We start from the raw sequence: 17232 nt of genomic DNA on the forward strand, positions 1-17232 counted from the left end.
CATAACGACAACAACTGCTACCTAGTTGGGAAGGCGTACCGGCATCACGAGGTAGCGGTAGTCGTCTTGGTCTTCGCCATCGGCGTCAGCCTGAGCCGTGATCATGGCCGGCTTCGGCGCGGTGGTGAAAGAGAACCGGACAAACTTGGTTTCGATGACGCTCAAGCCCTCTACAAGATAGTGCGGGTTGAAGGCCACTGTGATGTCGTCACCTGTCAGCTGGGCCTCGAGTTCCTCCGAGGCTTGGGCGTCTTCGCCGGTGCCTGCGTCAAGGTGCAGTTGGCCCTGCGTGAAGGCAAGCCGAACCGGGGTGTTCCGTTCGGCCACGAGCGAGACGCGGCGTACCGCTTCCACAAGTTCCTGGGTCTGGACGGTGGCGTGGATCGGCGTGGAATCCGGAAAGAGTGAGCGGATCTTGGGGTAGTCGCCATCGACGAGCAGGGACGTGGTGGTGCGGCCGCCGCTTTCGAAACCGATAAGCCGGCTGTCGTCGTCGGCGATTGCCAGGTTGATTTCGCCGCTGCCGCCCAAGGTCTTGGCAACCTCGTTGAGGGTCTTGGATTTGACCAGTGCACTGGTTGAGATGCTCGGGTTGACGGGCTTCCAGGGAAGTTCCCGCATGGCAAGCCGGTAGCGGTCCGTGGCGAGCAAGGTGATCAGGTCGTCCTCGATTTCCATCCGGACGCCGGTGAGGATCGGGAGCGTGTCATCCTTGCTGGCCGCGATGATCACCTGGGAAACGGCTTGGGCGAAAGCATCGCCCGGGACCGTTCCGGTAATGGTAGGCAGGGCTGGAAGCGGAGGGTATTCACTCTCCGGCATGGTGGCCAGGTGGAAGCTGCTTCGGCGGCAGGTGAGGGTGACTTTGCTGCCGTCCGTTTCCACCTCAACCGGGGCCGAGGGCAGGCTGCGGCAAATGTCGGCAAGTAGGCGCCCCGACACCAGGATGGTTCCCTCGGTGGTGATGTCCGCGGGAATTTCCAGCCGTGCGGACGTCTCGTAGTCAAAACTGGACAGGCTAACGGTGCCGGCTTCTGCTTTCAGGAGGAGACCGGACAGGACAGGGACGGGCGGCCGCGGAGACAACGACCGGGCGGTCCATGTAACGGCTTCTGCCAGGACGTCCCGTTCGACTCTGAACTTCACGGAAGGGTGCCGCCTTTCATTACTGCTGTTCGTTGCCTAAACCCGGAACTCCGTTTGGCCCCGAAACTTGTGCTCGTCTCCCTGGAAGCTGCACGGTCCGCGTTTACGGATGACAAAACAAGCTCAAGGATGGACGCGTTGCTGACAGCTTAGCCGGAACAGCCGGGATTAACCCATCCCCGGCTTACAGCCTTGTCGTTTCCGGCAGCGCCGGACCGGGCAGGTGGGCCAGGAGAGGGTGGTTGTTATTTGAGGGATATCAATTTTTTGGGATTCGTAGTGTTAATAACTGTTGTGGAAACTGTGGAAAACCCGCGATGGCGGCGCCGTTCCGCGGTTAAGCCCTGTTCATGGGCTGTGGGTCCAAGGGGTTTTAAACAGGGTGTGGACGTGGATAACCTCAAGCACGGTTTTTAACGATCCACAGACGGCTTAAGGGTTTTAAGCCCATTAACCACGCTTGTCCCCTTAACCATCCACAGGGTTATCCACATGCACCTGTTAATAAGGTAGGGATAGGCGGCCGCGGGCAGCCCGAGTGTGGAACAAGGGCTGTGGAATCAGGAGTCGCGCTGCTGCTGCTTGATGCGGTTGGTCAGTTCAGTGACCTGGTTGTAGATCACGCGGCGTTCGGCCATGAGTTCGCGGATCTTGCGGTCGGCGTGGATCACGGTGGTGTGGTCCCGCCCACCCAGTTCCTGGCCGATTTTGGGCAGCGACATATCGGTCAGCTCCCGGCAGAGGTACATGGCGATCTGGCGGGCCGTCACCAGGGTGCGTGTGCGGGACTTGCTGCAAAGCTCGTCCATGCTGAGCTTGAAGTAATCGGCAGTCTGCCGCAGGATCTGCTCGGCCGTGATTTCTTGGGCGCCGTCGTCGGTAATGAGATCCTTCAGCACCATTTCCGCGAGTGCCACATCAACTGGCTGGCGGTTGAGGCTGGCAAACGCCGTGACGCGAATCAGTGCGCCTTCGAGTTCACGGATGTTGCTGGAGATTTTGGAGGCGATGTACTCCAGGGCATCGTCCGGAGCGGAAAGCCCCTCGTTCTGTGCCTTCTTGCGCAGGATGGCAATTCGGGTTTCCAGTTCCGGGGGCTGGATGTCCGTCAGCAGGCCCCACTCGAAGCGGGACTTCATGCGGTCCTCGAAGCCGGCCAGCAACTTGGGCGGCTGGTCCGAGGTGATCACGACTTGTTTGTTGTTGTTGTGCAGCGCATTGAATGTGTGGAAGAACTCTTCCAGCGTCCGGTCCTTGCCGGCCAGGAACTGGATGTCATCGATCAACAGGACGTCCACGTTGCGGTAGGTCGTCTTGAAGCTGGCACCCTCGTCGTCGCGAATCGAGTTGATGAAGTCGTTGGTGAACTCTTCCGAGTTCACGTAGCGGACCCGGATTCCGCCGTAGAGGCGCCGCGCATAGTGCCCGATGGCGTGCAGCAGGTGGGTCTTGCCAAGTCCGGAATCGCCATAGATGAAGAGCGGGTTGTACGCCTTGGCCGGCGCCTCGGCCACGGCCACTGCAGCGGCGTGGGCAAAGCGGTTGGAGGAGCCGATGACGAAGGTGTCGAAAACGTACTTGGGGTTCAGCCGTCCGAATTCGTGGGATGTGCTGGGAGGCGTGGGCTGCGGCTTGGGTTCGAAGGCAGCATCTGCTCCAAGGGAGAGCTCGACGGCGGGTTCCGGCTCCTCGTGGATGGGCACCAGGTCAGTGTCTACGTCGATGGCGCAGCGGATGTCATCAGAAAAGACATTGCGCAGAGCGTCGTCAAGGGCGTCCTTGACCTGGGTTTGCAGGACTTCACGGGTGAGTTCGTTGGGTACGGCCACCAGCAGGGTGGAACCAATCAGGCCCTGGGCCTGGGCAAGGATGACGAAGCCACGCTGACGGGGGGTGACCCTGTCGTCCTGCTCCAGCAGGGTCAGCACTCGACGCCAGGAACTTCCGACAGTATTGGCGTGGTTGGCTTCGTCTACTGTCATCAAATTGGTTCCTAAATATTGCTTGCCTGCATTGCCCGCAGCCGAAGTGTCCAAAAAGTCCCCCAAAGACGTATGGATTCCGGGGCAATCCACAGGGTTATGCACAGTCCGTGGATAATCGGCTACTGAGACACTCTAGGGTATGAAAACGCTAGAAGATAGCTGGCTAGTTGCTTGTGGATAATTACACCGTTGTTGTTCGAAAACGGGGTCTGTGACGTGCTTCATCCACAGGCTGTGGGGCACTGTTAGCCACAGTTGGGGACAGGGCATCGGACCAGTCCCGGTTTGACTGGGAAGTCGTATTTGCCCTAACGTTGTGAAGTCCTTTGTGTCCGCTTTTTGACCAACCGCGCCTCCGTACGCCCAGCGTCCGGTAAGCGGCGGCAGCAGACATCTACAAAACTTAGCGTCGGCCAGTTCTTCCCCTTTGATCGGGTGGGCGCACCTTTGATCCACTGGAGTAACTAACGTGAGCAAGCGGACTTTTCAGCCGAATAACCGCCGTCGAGCCAAGAAGCACGGTTTCCGCCTTCGTATGCGCACCCGTGCCGGCCGCGCCATCCTGGCTGCCCGCCGTGGCAAGGGCCGCGTCGAACTGTCGGCGTAAATACTGACTTGTCGGTCAGCCCTTCTATGCGAGTTTGACGGTGCTTGCCACCCGTAACCGCTTGCGGACTTCGACGGACTTTTCAACAACTGTACGTTCCGGCGTCCGCAATGGACGCCGGAACTTAGTGTTATATACGGCACCCATCGCCGCGGACCAGGCCACCCGAATCGGCTTTATTGTTTCCAAAGCTATCGGGAACGCCGTGACCAGGAACCTCGTTAAGAGGAGACTGAGGGAAGCAGGTGCCTTGTCACTCGGCATGCACGGAACCGGCCTGGCGGTCGTGGTTCGCGCATTGCCTGCGGCGGCGACTGCCAGTTGGGACCAACTGTTGGCGGATTACAACGCCGCCCTCAGCGTGACTACCAAGAGGCTGGCCGGAAGCGTGCGCAACGGCGAGAAGGTCGCTTCGCCCGAACTAAACGGCACAACAGAGGAAGGGACACCGCGTGCATAACCGGACCGTCGGCGTCGTTCCTTCCCTCAAAGCCCTGGCCTCTGCCGCCGGCGCTTTCCTGTGTGATCTCCCCCGGAACATCCTGATCCTGTTGCTGCGGACCTATCGCAGGCTTGTGTCTCCTCTCTATGGGCAGGTCTGCCGCTTCTTTCCTTCCTGTTCTGCCTATGCCCTTGAGGCAGTTACCGTTCACGGCGCCGTGAAGGGCAGCTGGCTCGCAGCCAGGCGTCTGGCCAAATGCCATCCTTGGAATGCCGGTGGTGTGGACCATGTCCCCGCCGGCCACCGTCACTGGCCTGAAGGCCGGACCCCCATGATTGTTGTACTGAATAACCCGGATCTGTTCCTGGCTGCTCAGGCTGATGAAGAAGGCCGCCCGGCGGCCTAACAAAATAGGGATAACGTATGGACTTCTTTGAAACAATCATGTTTCCGTTCAAGTGGCTGGTCTCGGTCATCATGGTCGGCTTCCATGAAGGACTGAGCTTCATTGGCCTTCCGGAAGCGTCCGGATGGACCTGGACCCTGTCGATTATTGGCCTCGTGCTGGTGATTCGGGCGGCGCTGATTCCTGTCTTCGTCAAGCAGATCAAGGCGCAGCGCGGTATGCAGCTCCTGCAGCCGGACTTGAAGAAGCTCCAGGACAAGTACAAGGGCAAGACCGACCAGCTGTCCCGCCAGGCCATGGCGCAGGAACAGATGGCGATGTACAAGAAGCACGGGACCAACCCGTTCTCTGCATGCCTTCCGATGCTGATCCAGATGCCGTTCTTCTTTGCGCTGTTCCAGGTGCTCTCCGGCATCTCATCCGCCCGTGACAAGGGCCAGGGCATCGGTGCTATGGGCCACGATCAGGTTGTGCAGTTCGACGATTCCACGATTTTCGGTGCACCCCTCTCCGCAACGCTGCTTCACAATCCGGAAGGCAACCCCCTAGCGGTCACCATCCTGACCATCGTCATGATCCTCGCGATGACGGCGTCGCAGTTCATCACGCAGAAGCAGATCATGGCGAAGAACATGTCTGAAGAGGCGATGGCCAGCCCCTTCATGCGCCAGCAGAAGATGATGCTATACATCCTGCCGATCGTGTTCGGCGTCGGCGGCATCAACTTCCCCATCGGTGTCCTCATCTACTGGACCACCACGAACCTTTGGACTATGGCGCAGCAGTTCTTCGTCATCCGTCGCATGCCGACGCCGGGATCCCCGGCCGCGAAGGCCCTCGCCGAGCGTCGTGCCGCCAAGGGCCTGCCGGCCCTGCCCATTCTGAGCGGTAAGCGTGAAGAAGTAGAAGCCGCCCCCGCCGTCGTTGAGGTCAAAAGCCAGCGCGTCCAGCCGCAGCGCAAGAACAGGAAGAAGAAGTAATGTCTGTTGAGAGCACCGAAGAAGACGTGTCAGCGGTTGAAGGCCAGGACGAGGCCCAGGAAGATACGCAGTCCTCATCCAAGGGATCGAGCATAAAGCGACTGGAAGAAGAAGGCGACGTCGCGGCCGACTACCTCGAGGAACTGCTTGATATCGCCGACATCGACGGCGACATCGACATTGAAGTGCGCAACGGCAGGACCTACATCTCCATCGCCGCGGAAGAGGAATCCTCTGGCCTCGACAGCCTTGTCGGCCCTGACGGAGAGGTTCTGGAGGCACTCCAGGAGCTGGCCCGGCTGTCTGTTTTGTCGGCTACCGAGAACCGTTCGCGGCTCGTTCTCGACATCAACGGCTATCGCAAGGAGCGTGCAGGCCACCTGCAGCAGATCGCGGAGGACGCCGTGGCCAAGGTCAAGGAGAATGGCGAATCTGTAGCCCTGGAGCCCATGAGCGCTTACGAACGCAAGATCGTTCACGACGCCGTCGCTGACCTGGGTTTAGTCAGCGAGTCTGAGGGTGAAGGCTCGGGCCGACACATCGTTGTATCGGCCGACTGACGAACCATGGTTGAAATAACTCCAGCTGAGCTCCAGGCGGCCGAGAAAATTTTCGGTTCGCGCCTGGAGCTCGCCAAGCGTTATGTGGAGCACCTTGCCACGTCGGGGACAGAACGTGGCCTCATCGGCCCCCGGGAAATTCCCCGGCTGTGGAGCCGGCACGTCCTGAACTGCGCCGTCATCGAATCCGAAATTGCCCAAGACAGCCACGTAGCCGACGTCGGAAGCGGCGCCGGCCTGCCCGGCCTGTGCCTTGCAATTGCGCGACCCGACCTTGAACTGACACTCATCGAGCCGCTGGAGCGGAGGGTGATCTGGCTTCAGGAGGTCGTGGACGACCTCGGGCTAGACAACGTCACGGTTATGCGCACCAGGGCGGAGCTGGCCGTTGGCCTGATAAACGCCGACGTCGTTACGGCTCGCGCGGTTTCGGCGCTGTCCAACCTGGCGGGCCTGACCATCCCGCTTCTCGGCGGCAAGGGTGAGGTGGTTGCCATCAAGGGACGGAGCGCCGCGGAGGAAATCGAGAAAGCGTCCAAGGTGATCCGCAAGCTTGGAGGCGTGAAAACGTCTGTTGTAGTGGTCGGACAGGATCTTTTGAAGGAACCCACCACAGTGGTGAGGATCGTCGTCAACAAGCCCGGGAAGATTGCGTAGCCTAAGCAAGGCTTCGCTGGTCCGTGCAGGTAAGCGGCTAGGCTAGAGAACGGCAGCAAGAGCCGAATGAGAGTGAGAGTGTGAAGTGAGCAGTAGCGAAGCCTCCACGCAACGGATCCCGCCGTTTATTTCCCTGGGATCCGCGCGGGCGATGACTGTAGCGGCGGCGACCGCTGATGCGTCCTCCACTCACACGAATTTGGTTGAAAACTCAGCTGTTTCACGTGAAACTCCCGTTTCTGGCGTTAACGTTATGGATTCAATGGATGATTCCAGTCCCATTGCCCGGCAGTTGGCGAACGAGACGCGCAGGCGGGAACGCCTGGATGGCCGCAGGCTTCCCCGCCCCGAGAAGACTCGTATCTTCACGGTGTCCAACCAGAAGGGTGGAGTGGGTAAGACCACCACGACGGTCAACATTGCGGCGGCCCTTGCGGCGGCCGGCCTCAATGTCCTGGTTATCGACATCGATCCGCAGGGAAATGCCTCCACTGCCTTGGGTGTCGAGCATCACGCCGATGTGGACAGCATCTACGATGTCCTAATCAACGACCTTCCGTTGAAGGAGGTCGTGGCTCCCTGCCCTGACATCCCCAATCTCATTTGTGCGCCGGCCACCATTCACCTCGCCGGCGCTGAGATCGAGCTCGTATCCCTCGTTGCCCGTGAACAGCGTCTGCGGCGGGCCATCGATGTCTATGCGAAAGAGCGCGAAAAGAAGGGCGAGGCCCGACTGGACTTTGTGTTCATTGATTGCCCACCCAGCCTGGGCCTCCTCACAGTCAACGCCTTCTGTGCAGCCACCGAGGTCCTGATTCCGATCCAGTGTGAGTACTACGCGCTGGAGGGCCTGAGCCAGCTCCTGAAGAACATCGAGATGATCCAGAAGCACCTGAACGCGGATCTGGTAGTTTCGACGATTCTCCTGACTATGTACGACGGCCGCACCAATCTGGCCGCCCAGGTGGCGGCGGAGGTCCGGCAGCATTTTCCCAACCAGGTACTTTCAGCCGTGGTGCCACGCTCGGTTCGCATCTCCGAAGCCCCTAGCTACCAGCAGACGGTAATGACCTACGACCCGTCTTCGAGCGGTGCTCTCTCCTACATGGAAGCGGCAGCGGAAATCGCTGAACGCTAGAATCTTTCAATTACTGCAACAGCCAAGCCAGCCGCGGCCGGCTATTCCATCGGAGGGATGTATTTATGAGCGAAAAGCGACGAGGCCTGGGTAGGGGTCTTGGGGCTCTCATTCCCAGTTCCCCAACGACTGGTGTAGCGGTCACTGGCGCAGCACCCGCACGTCCGGTTGATCTTTTCTTCCCAGAACAGACGCGCAGGCCGGCTGAATCCACGGTTCCCTCCACGGAGAACGAAGATTTTGACTCCACTGATTCATCAGCTGAATCTTCGGGGGTGAGGTCAGCGCAAACGAAGACTGCTGCTCCGATGACCCAGGCTTCCAAGCCTGGTGCGTCGAATGCTGGCTCCAATTCACGGACTACCGGAACTGACTCCGGTGCCGCTACTGCCATTGAATCGGTTCCGGAGATTCCCCTCGCGCCCGAGGCTGATCTCGTCGACGTTCCCGGCGCACGGTTTGCCGAGATCCCGGTCGCAGACATTCATCCAAACCGGAAGCAGCCTCGCAGTGTCTTTGATGACGATGATATGGCGGAGCTCATCCACTCCGTTCGCGAAATCGGCGTCCTGCAGCCAATTGTTGTTCGTACTTCAACCGAAGTTGGTGGAGAACCGTATGAGCTGGTCATGGGTGAGCGCCGTTGGCGTGCAGTCCAGGCTGCTGGACTCGAAACCATCCCCGCAATCGTCCGGGATACCTCGGATGATGACCTTCTGCGCGACGCACTCCTGGAAAACCTTCACCGGAGCCAGCTGAATCCGCTTGAAGAAGCCGCGGCTTATCAGCAGCTGTTGGAGGACTTTGGTACTACCCATGAACAGCTGGCGGACCGCATCGGCCGGTCCCGTCCTCAGGTATCAAATACACTCCGACTGCTGAAGCTGCCTCCCTTGGTGCAGCGGAGGGTCGCTGCCAGTGTCTTGTCCGCCGGCCACGCTCGTGCCCTGCTCTCCCTGCCAGATGCTGCTGCCATGGAGCGCCTGGCGCAGAAAATCGTAGCTGAGGGCATGTCGGTCCGTGCCACCGAGGAAGCCGTCACCCTCTATCAGGATCCTGCTGCCCCCGCCAAGAACAATATTCCTAAACCGAATGCCAGGCACGAACGCTTGGACTATCTGGCTTCCTCGCTGTCCGACCGGTTGGATACGAACGTCAAGATCACCCTCGGTGCCCGTAAGGGACGTGTGAGCATCGAATTCGCCAGCGTTGAAGACTTGAACCGCATCATGGACGTACTGAGCCCCGGAAGTGAAAGCTAGACCTGGTTCGTTTGAAATTGGGACTCGTTCTTCGGAACGAGTCCCTATTTGTTTGTAGGGAGCCTGTTTGTAGCGGCCGAGGTCGTCATCTTGGCCTTCGAAGTGCATTGGCCCAATCCGACTGTTGTTACGGTGTTTGGCTGGCAAGAAGCCACTTCTGAGGCGTGGTTGGTATGCTTCGGCGACCCTCCTTCGCCCCCAGAAGGGCTTTGAACAGGGGCCATGACGCGAGCTGAGGAACCTCTCGTTGTGGTTGCGGAGCAGGGCGTTGGCTAGCCGCTTTAGGCGGTGGTTGGCGCCTATAGCGGCTCAGGAGCAGGTTCTGGAAGGCTTTCCGCTATTTCTGCAGCCGCGAACGAGTCTCGTCGTCCCTTTTGGGCGTGTTCAATACCCAAATGGAGCTCTTCGCTCGTCTTCGAAATTCCTTGCTGGAGGCGCTCCTGGCCTTTGTGTAAGTGGTGGGGGCAGGTTCACCTATGTTGCTACTTCTTGCCTACAGCTGCTCGTGTGTGGCAGGTCGTAGCCCATCTTGGGTGCTTCCTGGGGACATGAAATGGAGGGTGTCGTTGCCAGTTGAACACGTTCCTACCCAATCAGCCCGTGCATTTTCGGCCCGCTTTGACCTTGGATCTCAATGTAAGTGGTCGTGTTTCACGTGAAACAAGGCTGGTTCTGGCCATCGGGCTCGCCGCGTGGCGAGCCCGACTATTCAGGAAGTCCACTGTTCTCGTTTTGCGGATCTATTGCCAGGCGGAGTGTGTCGAAGGCGCTGGAGGCACGAAAACGAGGCCCAGGCATTCTGGGACGGATTGCTGCTACTCCAAATGATGGTTGCGGCCTGGTTTCCCGTGGTTTGGGCACCCCAGTCCTTCGCGAGCCAAGGATCTATACCCAGTCTAGGGTTGGGGAGTTCCGAAAATCGTAAAAACAATGGGCCTTCTGCCTTCCTGATGGTGATTGCAGTCCCGCTCGAATTTTCCCACTCTCGACTCGCGCACAGAATCTAACCACTTCTCCGCCTACTACTCGCTCGCCTATTTACGCGTCCGTGGCCACGGAAGTCCCGATTCAAGCGGTGACATTCAAGAAGTTCCCGAGTCCGATCCGGAGTTTGGTCTTCATCAGTTGCCAATGGATCCAATTACAACACGCAAATCCAGCAACGATGGAAACGGGCACGCCTAGGTGGTGATAGCTCTGGCGGGCATCCCAACTATTGGAATTGCTTAAGAAATAGGTGGCGGATTGTGGAACTGCCGAGAGACCGCAAGATGCAGATGAATGGCCGGAACAGCCGGGAGCAGTCCCAGGGAGGAAGTTAACTCTCTTCGAAATGGCCAAGACGTTTGATGGCGCTGGTTGCGCGAATCGAATGCGACGTTTGAGCACTCCTCGTTCGACCTTGTCGTTGATCCCACATGTCTTCCTGAATGCGGCCCTAGCAATCGGACTGGCTTGTACTGAGAGGCCAAGGTGGAGCGTTCTTTCCGCCCCCCGACCAGGCACAGAGTAGAGGATGTGTATCACGTGAAACGGCAGTCCTGGTTTCACATGAAACATGCGTGCGCGCCTTTGGGCCAGTGACCTCTTCAGCGATGCTTGCAGGAGTCGCTACTCCTCCTGACCCTGATCTGCGGAATGTTTCACGTGAAACGGTATCGGCGATTCCATGGGTATTAAGCCACGCCTAAAAGGAAGCTGGCTTCATATCTTTGTAAGTGAGCTTCGTATTTGGCATCTACAGGAAGGGCCTGGACGCGAGCCCGGGCATTAGGAACCGTTCGACGGAAAAGGGCGGGACTGTCATTACCGAAGGCACCAGTCGCTGAACTACTGAGCTCTTATATGAAAGTGGAAATGTGTCTATAGCGGATCACTGCGGGGATAACGCCAGCAACTCGACTATGGTCTAGGGTCACTACGAAAGAGGTCTGGGTTCACTATGAAGTCGATCTGGGCACCACCTTGCCCAAGCACCACAGGAACCCGGCACAAGCGCGTGAGCAGCTGGCATTGGGGAGGTGCCGCTATTGACGCTCTTCGTTCCAGTGATGATCCATGACGAAGACCCCTGCCGAAGAATCCGTTGCCCATGGTCTGAATAGCGGCACTCAGGCAAACAACTCACCGTCTCCCTGAGATGAGCTTGCCGAAGTGGGCATCGAAAGGTCTTGTTGTCGGTCTTTGTGGGAATATGAAGATCGAGACCGCCCCTCCCCTACCAGCGCTTTTGAACCTGAGACCATGCCTTGGACCACCCAAGTAGGGAGATGCTTCGACGCTCCTATTCATCACAGGTTGAGGCGGAAACAGTCCCGTGATGGCGAAGCGACGTGAATTTCGTTGGCGACACTAGCCCGGAACGACTGCCCCGGCCACTGTCGTAAATTGCAGCACGCTGCTCGACACTCTGGTTCCACTGGGGCAGTTCCTCACCAGGCCAATTCCACTCAGCGGCGGCTCAACAACTTCTCCTCGCGCAACATTCGCCCGGGCACTCTCTTCCTGGTGGAGCTAGCTGCATGGGCATGAATGCCATGAGCGGAACGGGTGGCTGTTTGTGAACTGGCTGGTTCGCCGGCACTTGACGGTCACTCCCCTGCAGGCTCTGTTCCTCAAGCTCCGTTCCTCGACATAGAGCGCCTGCATATCGTTCGAAAGACAGTTGCCCTGCCGGATGATCCGACGGGCAGATAGTCGGAGGGCCATCAGCTAAAACTCGTATAGACGTCGAAATCCCTTGGAGATCTCGACACTGGAAGGCTAGCGGGTTCGTGGGCTCGATAGGATGACGCGGCAGACAGACGGCAGTCACCCTGTCTATGCATGGCTCGAGCAAGTTTGGTGGCTGGCCCTTAGATCGACACAGCTAACGGACCCTGCCGGTCAAACAGATACTATTCGGCTGACCCAAATGGGTCTCAATGATCCCAGATGTCACACTCTCCGGACGACTCTCCTGCTGGATAAGTTCCTCCCAGGAGGGTTTCCTATGTGGCTGCCGGGAACGTGGAACGCCCTATTGCCGAGAGTGTAGCCCGCACAAGCTGTGAATTCTGCTGTGGATTTCCTTGTGGAAATCGCTGTGGATAACTTTGTGTATAAGTGATCTGGGTCGCGCTACGGTCGGCTCCATCTGTGCACCCAGTCCCTACAACGACTTCCAGCGGAAGAGGTGAGTGGGTGGTGTTTCACGTGAAACAGACTCAGTATCCTGACTGGCACTGTGTTTTTGGTCATATGACGCAGGAAAGTGACTCATTTTCTATGATTTCTTAAGCACCATTGTTCGCAGTCACGACAATGCATGGCCCTCCAGGGAGCACCTCCGAGAAGCGGGCTGAACCGCGAAGTAGCAATCGCCTACACGTGAGCTCTCCACAGTATCCACAGGGCCCCTGGAAGGGCTGTGGATATTGCTGTGGATAACTTATCCACTGTGGACAGGGACCCTTCTGGCAGGATGAGCCGAGAGCCTTCCGGATCACTCATCCGGATCCGCGGCGAGGTCTGAAAATTGGGTTCAGACTGCAGTCCCAGGGTAATCAGGGACCGCTTGGTCATGGTAGTCGAGGGGGTCCCAGAGTGTTTCACGTGAAACAGAATGACCAAGGATTGCGGTCACCCTTCGCCAATTCGATCCTTAGCAGCTCACTAATCGTCGGTATCTCAACGACGTCGGGACCGCTGACCCCTCGGAGTTAGTGGACGGAATGACGTAGAGAAAAGTTTGTAGAGGTCACTCGGTACAACGACCAGGACACGGCGGACTTCAGGAACTGTGACTCGTTGAGGACTCGCAGTCTTGAACGGGGATCGTCGTCACCGCACCGGAAGGGCCCGTTAGTACAGGATGAAGTAGCGGATGTTAGTGGACGGGGTTCCTTGATTTCATCCACGCGACACCACCGCCGGCAGCTTCCCAACAGACGCCAGGGCTCCCTAACACAATGAGCCGTCCCTCGGAAGGGCAATGTAAGTTGTCTCAGAAGGGCAATGTAAGTCGTCTTGAGAATCTCCGTCGTCCTTCTCGTATTCTGGGAAGGTCCCTGTCGATTGATCCAACCGAGGGACAGGTAGTGGCTTGTACCCGTTGGCCGGGACTGTAGCTACTATGAAGTAGTCAGGGGCTCCTGTCTATTGTGCGGTGGTGGCGCAGGCATCGGCTCCCCAAATAATCGATCTGAGACTTAGTAGCACCGTCTGCACAGCGGGTCCGCGATCGCTGAATTGGCCTTAGCGGGTTCCTCACCAGCGCCTTGGAATGACGTCGAAGGTGGAACTTCACGGCTGGTTTCGGCGCACGGTCCATGGCTTACTGGGTTTGGGAGAGTCAAGGAGATTAGAGGCATCGTTGATTGGGCGGCCTTCTGGCACACCATTGCGACTGGTTTTAGATGTCGCCGCCCTGAACAGGATGGGGTTCCACGTGTTTGATTCTTGGATTTGCTGTTCCGACCGAGGATCCGTTAGTGCGCTCACCGCTTCTCTTGAAACCGTAGAGCCAAGGCGCCAGCGAAATGTAGTCCTGTCATTCAAGCCAAGCGGTGGCTGTGGCCGTAATTTGATGAGTGCGTAAGCAGGGTCTTAGACTCATTTCCGTTAGGGAGCAGCCTGCTCTTGAACCACATATAGTCCAGTTTCCGTGTCGCTTGTCGGATTAGAGGAGCCATAACTCCTTTTGGACCGTAAGTACCGCGGTATGTGGCTCGCTTTCGCAGCAGTTTGGCGACGCGATGGATTCACTGCCACGGTTTCACTGGAAACCGCGGGACCCAACTGCTGTTCCTTTCAGTGGAAGGGGGCCGTTAGGGCTTTTATGAGCTTGCTGTGCTTGGACCAAGCCTTCGGGGAGCCTCATGGAGACCAAGTGGATGAAGTGGCGAAGTTTGGCGCGTAAGGACCAGTGACAGCGAAAACAGTTTGGCCGGAACCTTCGCTGTTTCACGTGAAACAGCGAAGGTTCTGAATGCGCTGCTCTCCTTGCTGCCCCTTCCCGCATTCCGGGAGATATAGATTCATAAGTTCCCTAGGCTGAGAGAGACTCCTATTTTTGCCTGCAATCGGCCTAGGTATGGCGCGTAGGCACCAAGAAGAAGACATCGGCATTTTCGCGACTGAAGCGGGATTTCCGTAGTGGTGCCTGAGGTTCAACAGCCGCCTAGATCATCCATTCGGTGAGTGAAAGCCGTTCTGTAAGAACACGGTTTGGAATGCCGAGAGATTAAAGGTCCTTTCACCTGTTCCAAGGGACGCATTCCCCTGACAAGAAGGGATCACGAATCATCGGGAATGTACTCGACCGGGTTACGGACCTGTAAGAGTGGCGTGCAGTTTAACTAAGCTAGCCATGTGCACGGTGAGGCCTCCGTGGAGTGAAATGGACTCCCGCGAGCATCCGGCACTTGGTTGGATCTGATTGGCCGCAGAGCTCGTGGGCACGCCATTGGCGTTGAGTAGCGTGCTCCAGGTGGACCACGGATCACCTTTCGACCGCGGAACCGGCTTCTCGACAGGTTCGATCATACGAGCCGCTTGGTGGTTGGGCTTGTCGGAACATTGATCGCGACAGGGTCTATATCCAGAGCCGCCTGACGGTCGATCTCTACCGGAAGCTGGATCTCGATAGGCTCGATAACCAGAGACTTCTGGTCGTCGCCTGCCGCAACTTGGATCTCGATTTGCCTCTGTTTCACGTGAAACAGACGAGACACCGGGCACCTTCGCTGGCCCGAAGCAGACTTGGACAGGCTCCATCAGCGGAAAGCCCGGAAAGTGAGCTTGGCTGCGAAAACCTTCTGAGAACTATCTCCTTCCCTCCCAGACATGTAGTCAACTCATTTAGCACTCTAGCCGGCCTGATCGTCGATGCTGACAGCAGCCAACACTGCTGACAACCCATTCCGGTCAAGTTTGACCGAAGTATTGTTCAATGCTTATTGTTCAATGCTTACCGCCGCGCACCAAGAGCTTCCTTGCTCGGCACCCACGGTCTGCACGCCTGACTTGATTCCATTCCCGAGGCGGCACTGGGAAGCCGTCGGGACAGCCCCTCATTCATCAAGGGACATTCTCCTCCTGGACTCCTCCTTCATGCAGTGCTGGATGGAGGTCTGGTGACCGCCGTCTCAAGTACCGATCCAACGACCGAGCGGCTCAGATAGAGCATTGCGGCACTTTGACCGGACACCAAAGAAGAGTGCCAGTGCGATGACCCCGGCCAGGCCAACCCCGGCCAGGCCAAGCCCGGCCAGTACAAGGGCCAGTATGAAAGAAGCAACATGGGGATCGGGATGCTACGGCAGAACAATCCCGTGTAGGGCACCTGACTCAGATGAGAATTGCGCAACCCAACAAGAAAAAGGCGCCGCTAGGAGGCCATACGAAGCAACGCAAACGACCCCATGTAGCCCAGTGACCCCCAAGAAGCCAGCAACCGCCAACCAAAGCCGTCAGGCGAAACTCTGCCCAGTAAGAAATCAATTGACATTGAATTAGGAAGAAAGCAAAGTGCCGGCGACCACTCCCTGTGGGGATGTGGTCACCGGCACTTCACGCTTGCAATAGCCCAAACCTCTAGCGGCCTGGCCCGAAACTGCTAGGACAGTACGTCGGCAAATTCCTTCTCGAAGAACTGCTTTGGCTTCGCGCCAATAACGGTGTTCTTCACCTCGCCACCGGAGAACAGGTAGACAGCAGGGATGGAGGTGATTCCGTACTCGGCGGCGATGGCCGGATTATCATCGACGTTCACCTTGACGACGTCGATCTTTTCTCCGTACTCCACAGAGATCTCGTCCAGGATGGGGCCGAGCTTGCGGCAAGGACCGCACCACTCTGCCCAGAAATCCACGATGACCGGCTTATCGGCGGCGAGGACGTCCGTGCTGAAGCTTGCGTCTGTGACGTCTTTGGCGTTGCTCATATGTTCTCTTCCCTTCGAATGAACTTGTTGACTAGCCGATTAGGAGTGCAGGTCTGCGAGGTAGTGTTCAACGTCAAGAGCCGCCACACATCCCGAACCGGAGGCAGTGACAGCCTGACGGTAGGTCGGGTCAATGACATCGCCAGCAGCGAAGACACCCTTGATACTGGTACGAGAGCTGCGGCCGTCTACGGCGATGGTGCCCTCAGGCGTGAGCTCCAGCTTGTCCTTCACCAGCTCGATGCGGGGGTCGTTGCCGATGGCCACGAACACTCCGGTGACCGCCAGCTCTGACTCAGTGCCATCCACCAGGTTCTTTAGTTTCAGTCCGGTTACCTTGTCCGCGCCAAGGACGTCCTCGACGGCGGTGTTCCACAGGAACCTGATCTTCTCGTGTGCCTGCGCGCGGTCGCCCATGATCTTGGAAGCCTTGAGCGTATCCCGGCGGTGCACAACAGTTACGGACCTGGCGAACTTCGTCAGGAAGAGAGCTTCCTCCATAGCCGAGTCCCCGCCACCGATTACGGCAATGTCCTGGTCCTTGAAGAAGAAACCGTCACAGGTTGCACACCAGCTAACACCGTGGCCTGAGAGTCGCTTCTCGTTCTTTAGGCCGAGCTCACGGTAAGCGGAGCCGGTGGAAAGAATGATGGCGCGGGCCTTGAAGGTCTCCCCCGTGGCGATGGTTACGGTCTTGATATCCCCTTCGAGGTCCAGCTCTGTTACATCCTCGAATTGAATCTCAGTGCCGAAGCGCGCAGCCTGCTTCTCGAAGTTCTCCATCAGGTCTGGTCCCATGATGCCGTCCGGGAAGCCCGGGTAGTTCTCGACATCCGTGGTGTTCATCAGTTCTCCGCCAGCGGTGACCGAACCGGCGATGAGCAGCGGGTTCATGTTGGCGCGAGCCGTATAAACTGCGGCGGTGTAGCCCGCAGGGCCCGATCCGACGATGATTACATCACGTACTTGGGACGCAGTGTTTGCGTTGCTCACGTTGCGGTGAACCTCTTCCTTAGTCGACGCACCGGCCCACAGGGGCCAGCCACAGGGCACAACTCATTGAAGGTGCCGAATATTCCATGTCATAGGCACCACAGATAGACGCCAACTATCAGGGTACCGTC

General features: G+C 57.9%; 13 protein-coding genes. 8 read left to right on the forward strand and 5 right to left on the reverse strand.

All coding sequences use genetic code 11. The annotated features are described in order from the left end of the window. Nucleotides 1-21: 21 nt before the first annotated feature. Together dnaN and dnaA are read right to left on the reverse strand one after the other, a co-directional pair. Nucleotides 22-1146 (reverse strand): DNA polymerase III subunit beta, encoded by a 1125-nt coding sequence (gene dnaN / locus J7E82_RS09280; protein WP_214862326.1) that lies wholly within the window; start codon nucleotides 1144-1146, stop codon nucleotides 22-24. 560 nt (nucleotides 1147-1706) lie between these two features. Then, nucleotides 1707-3128 carry a chromosomal replication initiator protein DnaA gene (gene dnaA / locus J7E82_RS09285; RefSeq protein ID WP_214862327.1) on the reverse strand — a complete coding sequence of 474 codons (1422 nt, stop codon included), beginning with the start codon at nucleotides 3126-3128 and terminating at the stop codon, nucleotides 1707-1709. 472 nt (nucleotides 3129-3600) lie between these two features. Between dnaA and rpmH the strand changes: the two genes are divergently transcribed. The 8 genes from rpmH (at nucleotide 3601) to J7E82_RS09325 (ending at nucleotide 9183) form a co-directional block, all read left to right on the forward strand. Continuing rightward, nucleotides 3601-3738, forward strand: coding sequence for a 50S ribosomal protein L34 (gene rpmH / locus J7E82_RS09290; RefSeq protein ID WP_011776797.1), 138 nt, complete (start codon nucleotides 3601-3603; stop codon nucleotides 3736-3738). 40 nt (nucleotides 3739-3778) lie between these two features. Next, the gene (rnpA, locus tag J7E82_RS09295) at nucleotides 3779-4198 is read left to right on the forward strand and encodes a ribonuclease P protein component (protein WP_214862328.1); all 420 of its coding nucleotides are present in this window, start codon (nucleotides 3779-3781) and stop codon (nucleotides 4196-4198) included. Beyond that, the gene (gene yidD, locus J7E82_RS09300; RefSeq protein WP_214862329.1) at nucleotides 4191-4586 is read left to right on the forward strand and encodes a membrane protein insertion efficiency factor YidD; all 396 of its coding nucleotides are present in this window, start codon (nucleotides 4191-4193) and stop codon (nucleotides 4584-4586) included. Before rnpA ends, yidD begins: the two co-directional genes overlap by 8 nt. Nucleotides 4587-4603: 17 nt before the next feature. Then, nucleotides 4604-5566: a membrane protein insertase YidC gene (gene yidC, locus J7E82_RS09305; RefSeq protein WP_214862330.1), complete on the forward strand. Its 963-nt coding sequence runs from the start codon at nucleotides 4604-4606 to the stop codon at nucleotides 5564-5566. After that, nucleotides 5566-6126 (forward strand): R3H domain-containing nucleic acid-binding protein, encoded by a 561-nt coding sequence (locus tag J7E82_RS09310; RefSeq protein WP_214862331.1) that lies wholly within the window; start codon nucleotides 5566-5568, stop codon nucleotides 6124-6126. Before yidC ends, J7E82_RS09310 begins: the two co-directional genes overlap by 1 nt. 6 nt (nucleotides 6127-6132) lie before the next feature. Then, a complete protein-coding gene (rsmG, locus tag J7E82_RS09315; protein WP_214862332.1) occupies nucleotides 6133-6783 on the forward strand; it encodes a 16S rRNA (guanine(527)-N(7))-methyltransferase RsmG in 651 nt (216 codons plus the stop codon). Nucleotides 6784-6868: 85 nt separating this feature from the next. After that, nucleotides 6869-7921, forward strand: a complete 1053-nt coding sequence (locus tag J7E82_RS09320; protein ID WP_308113725.1) for a ParA family protein — start codon at nucleotides 6869-6871, stop codon at nucleotides 7919-7921. A 65-nt stretch (nucleotides 7922-7986) separates the two neighbouring features. After that, a complete protein-coding gene (locus J7E82_RS09325; protein WP_214862333.1) occupies nucleotides 7987-9183 on the forward strand; it encodes a ParB/RepB/Spo0J family partition protein in 1197 nt (398 codons plus the stop codon). A 5522-nt stretch (nucleotides 9184-14705) separates the two neighbouring features. On the opposite strand, the gene J7E82_RS09330 is transcribed toward J7E82_RS09325, so the two are convergent. From J7E82_RS09330 to trxB, 3 genes are all read right to left on the reverse strand, one after another. Further along, a complete protein-coding gene (locus J7E82_RS09330) occupies nucleotides 14706-14879 on the reverse strand; it encodes a hypothetical protein (protein ID WP_214862334.1) in 174 nt (57 codons plus the stop codon). Between the two features lie 902 nt (nucleotides 14880-15781). Further along, a complete protein-coding gene (gene trxA, locus J7E82_RS09335) occupies nucleotides 15782-16108 on the reverse strand; it encodes a thioredoxin (RefSeq protein ID WP_214862335.1) in 327 nt (108 codons plus the stop codon). Nucleotides 16109-16147: 39 nt separating this feature from the next. Next, a complete protein-coding gene (trxB, locus tag J7E82_RS09340; RefSeq protein ID WP_214862336.1) occupies nucleotides 16148-17101 on the reverse strand; it encodes a thioredoxin-disulfide reductase in 954 nt (317 codons plus the stop codon). Between the last annotated feature and the right edge of the window lie 131 nt (nucleotides 17102-17232).

The sequence above is a fragment of the Arthrobacter sp. ISL-30 genome (assembly GCF_018613855.1).
Taxonomy (GTDB): domain Bacteria; phylum Actinomycetota; class Actinomycetes; order Actinomycetales; family Micrococcaceae; genus Arthrobacter.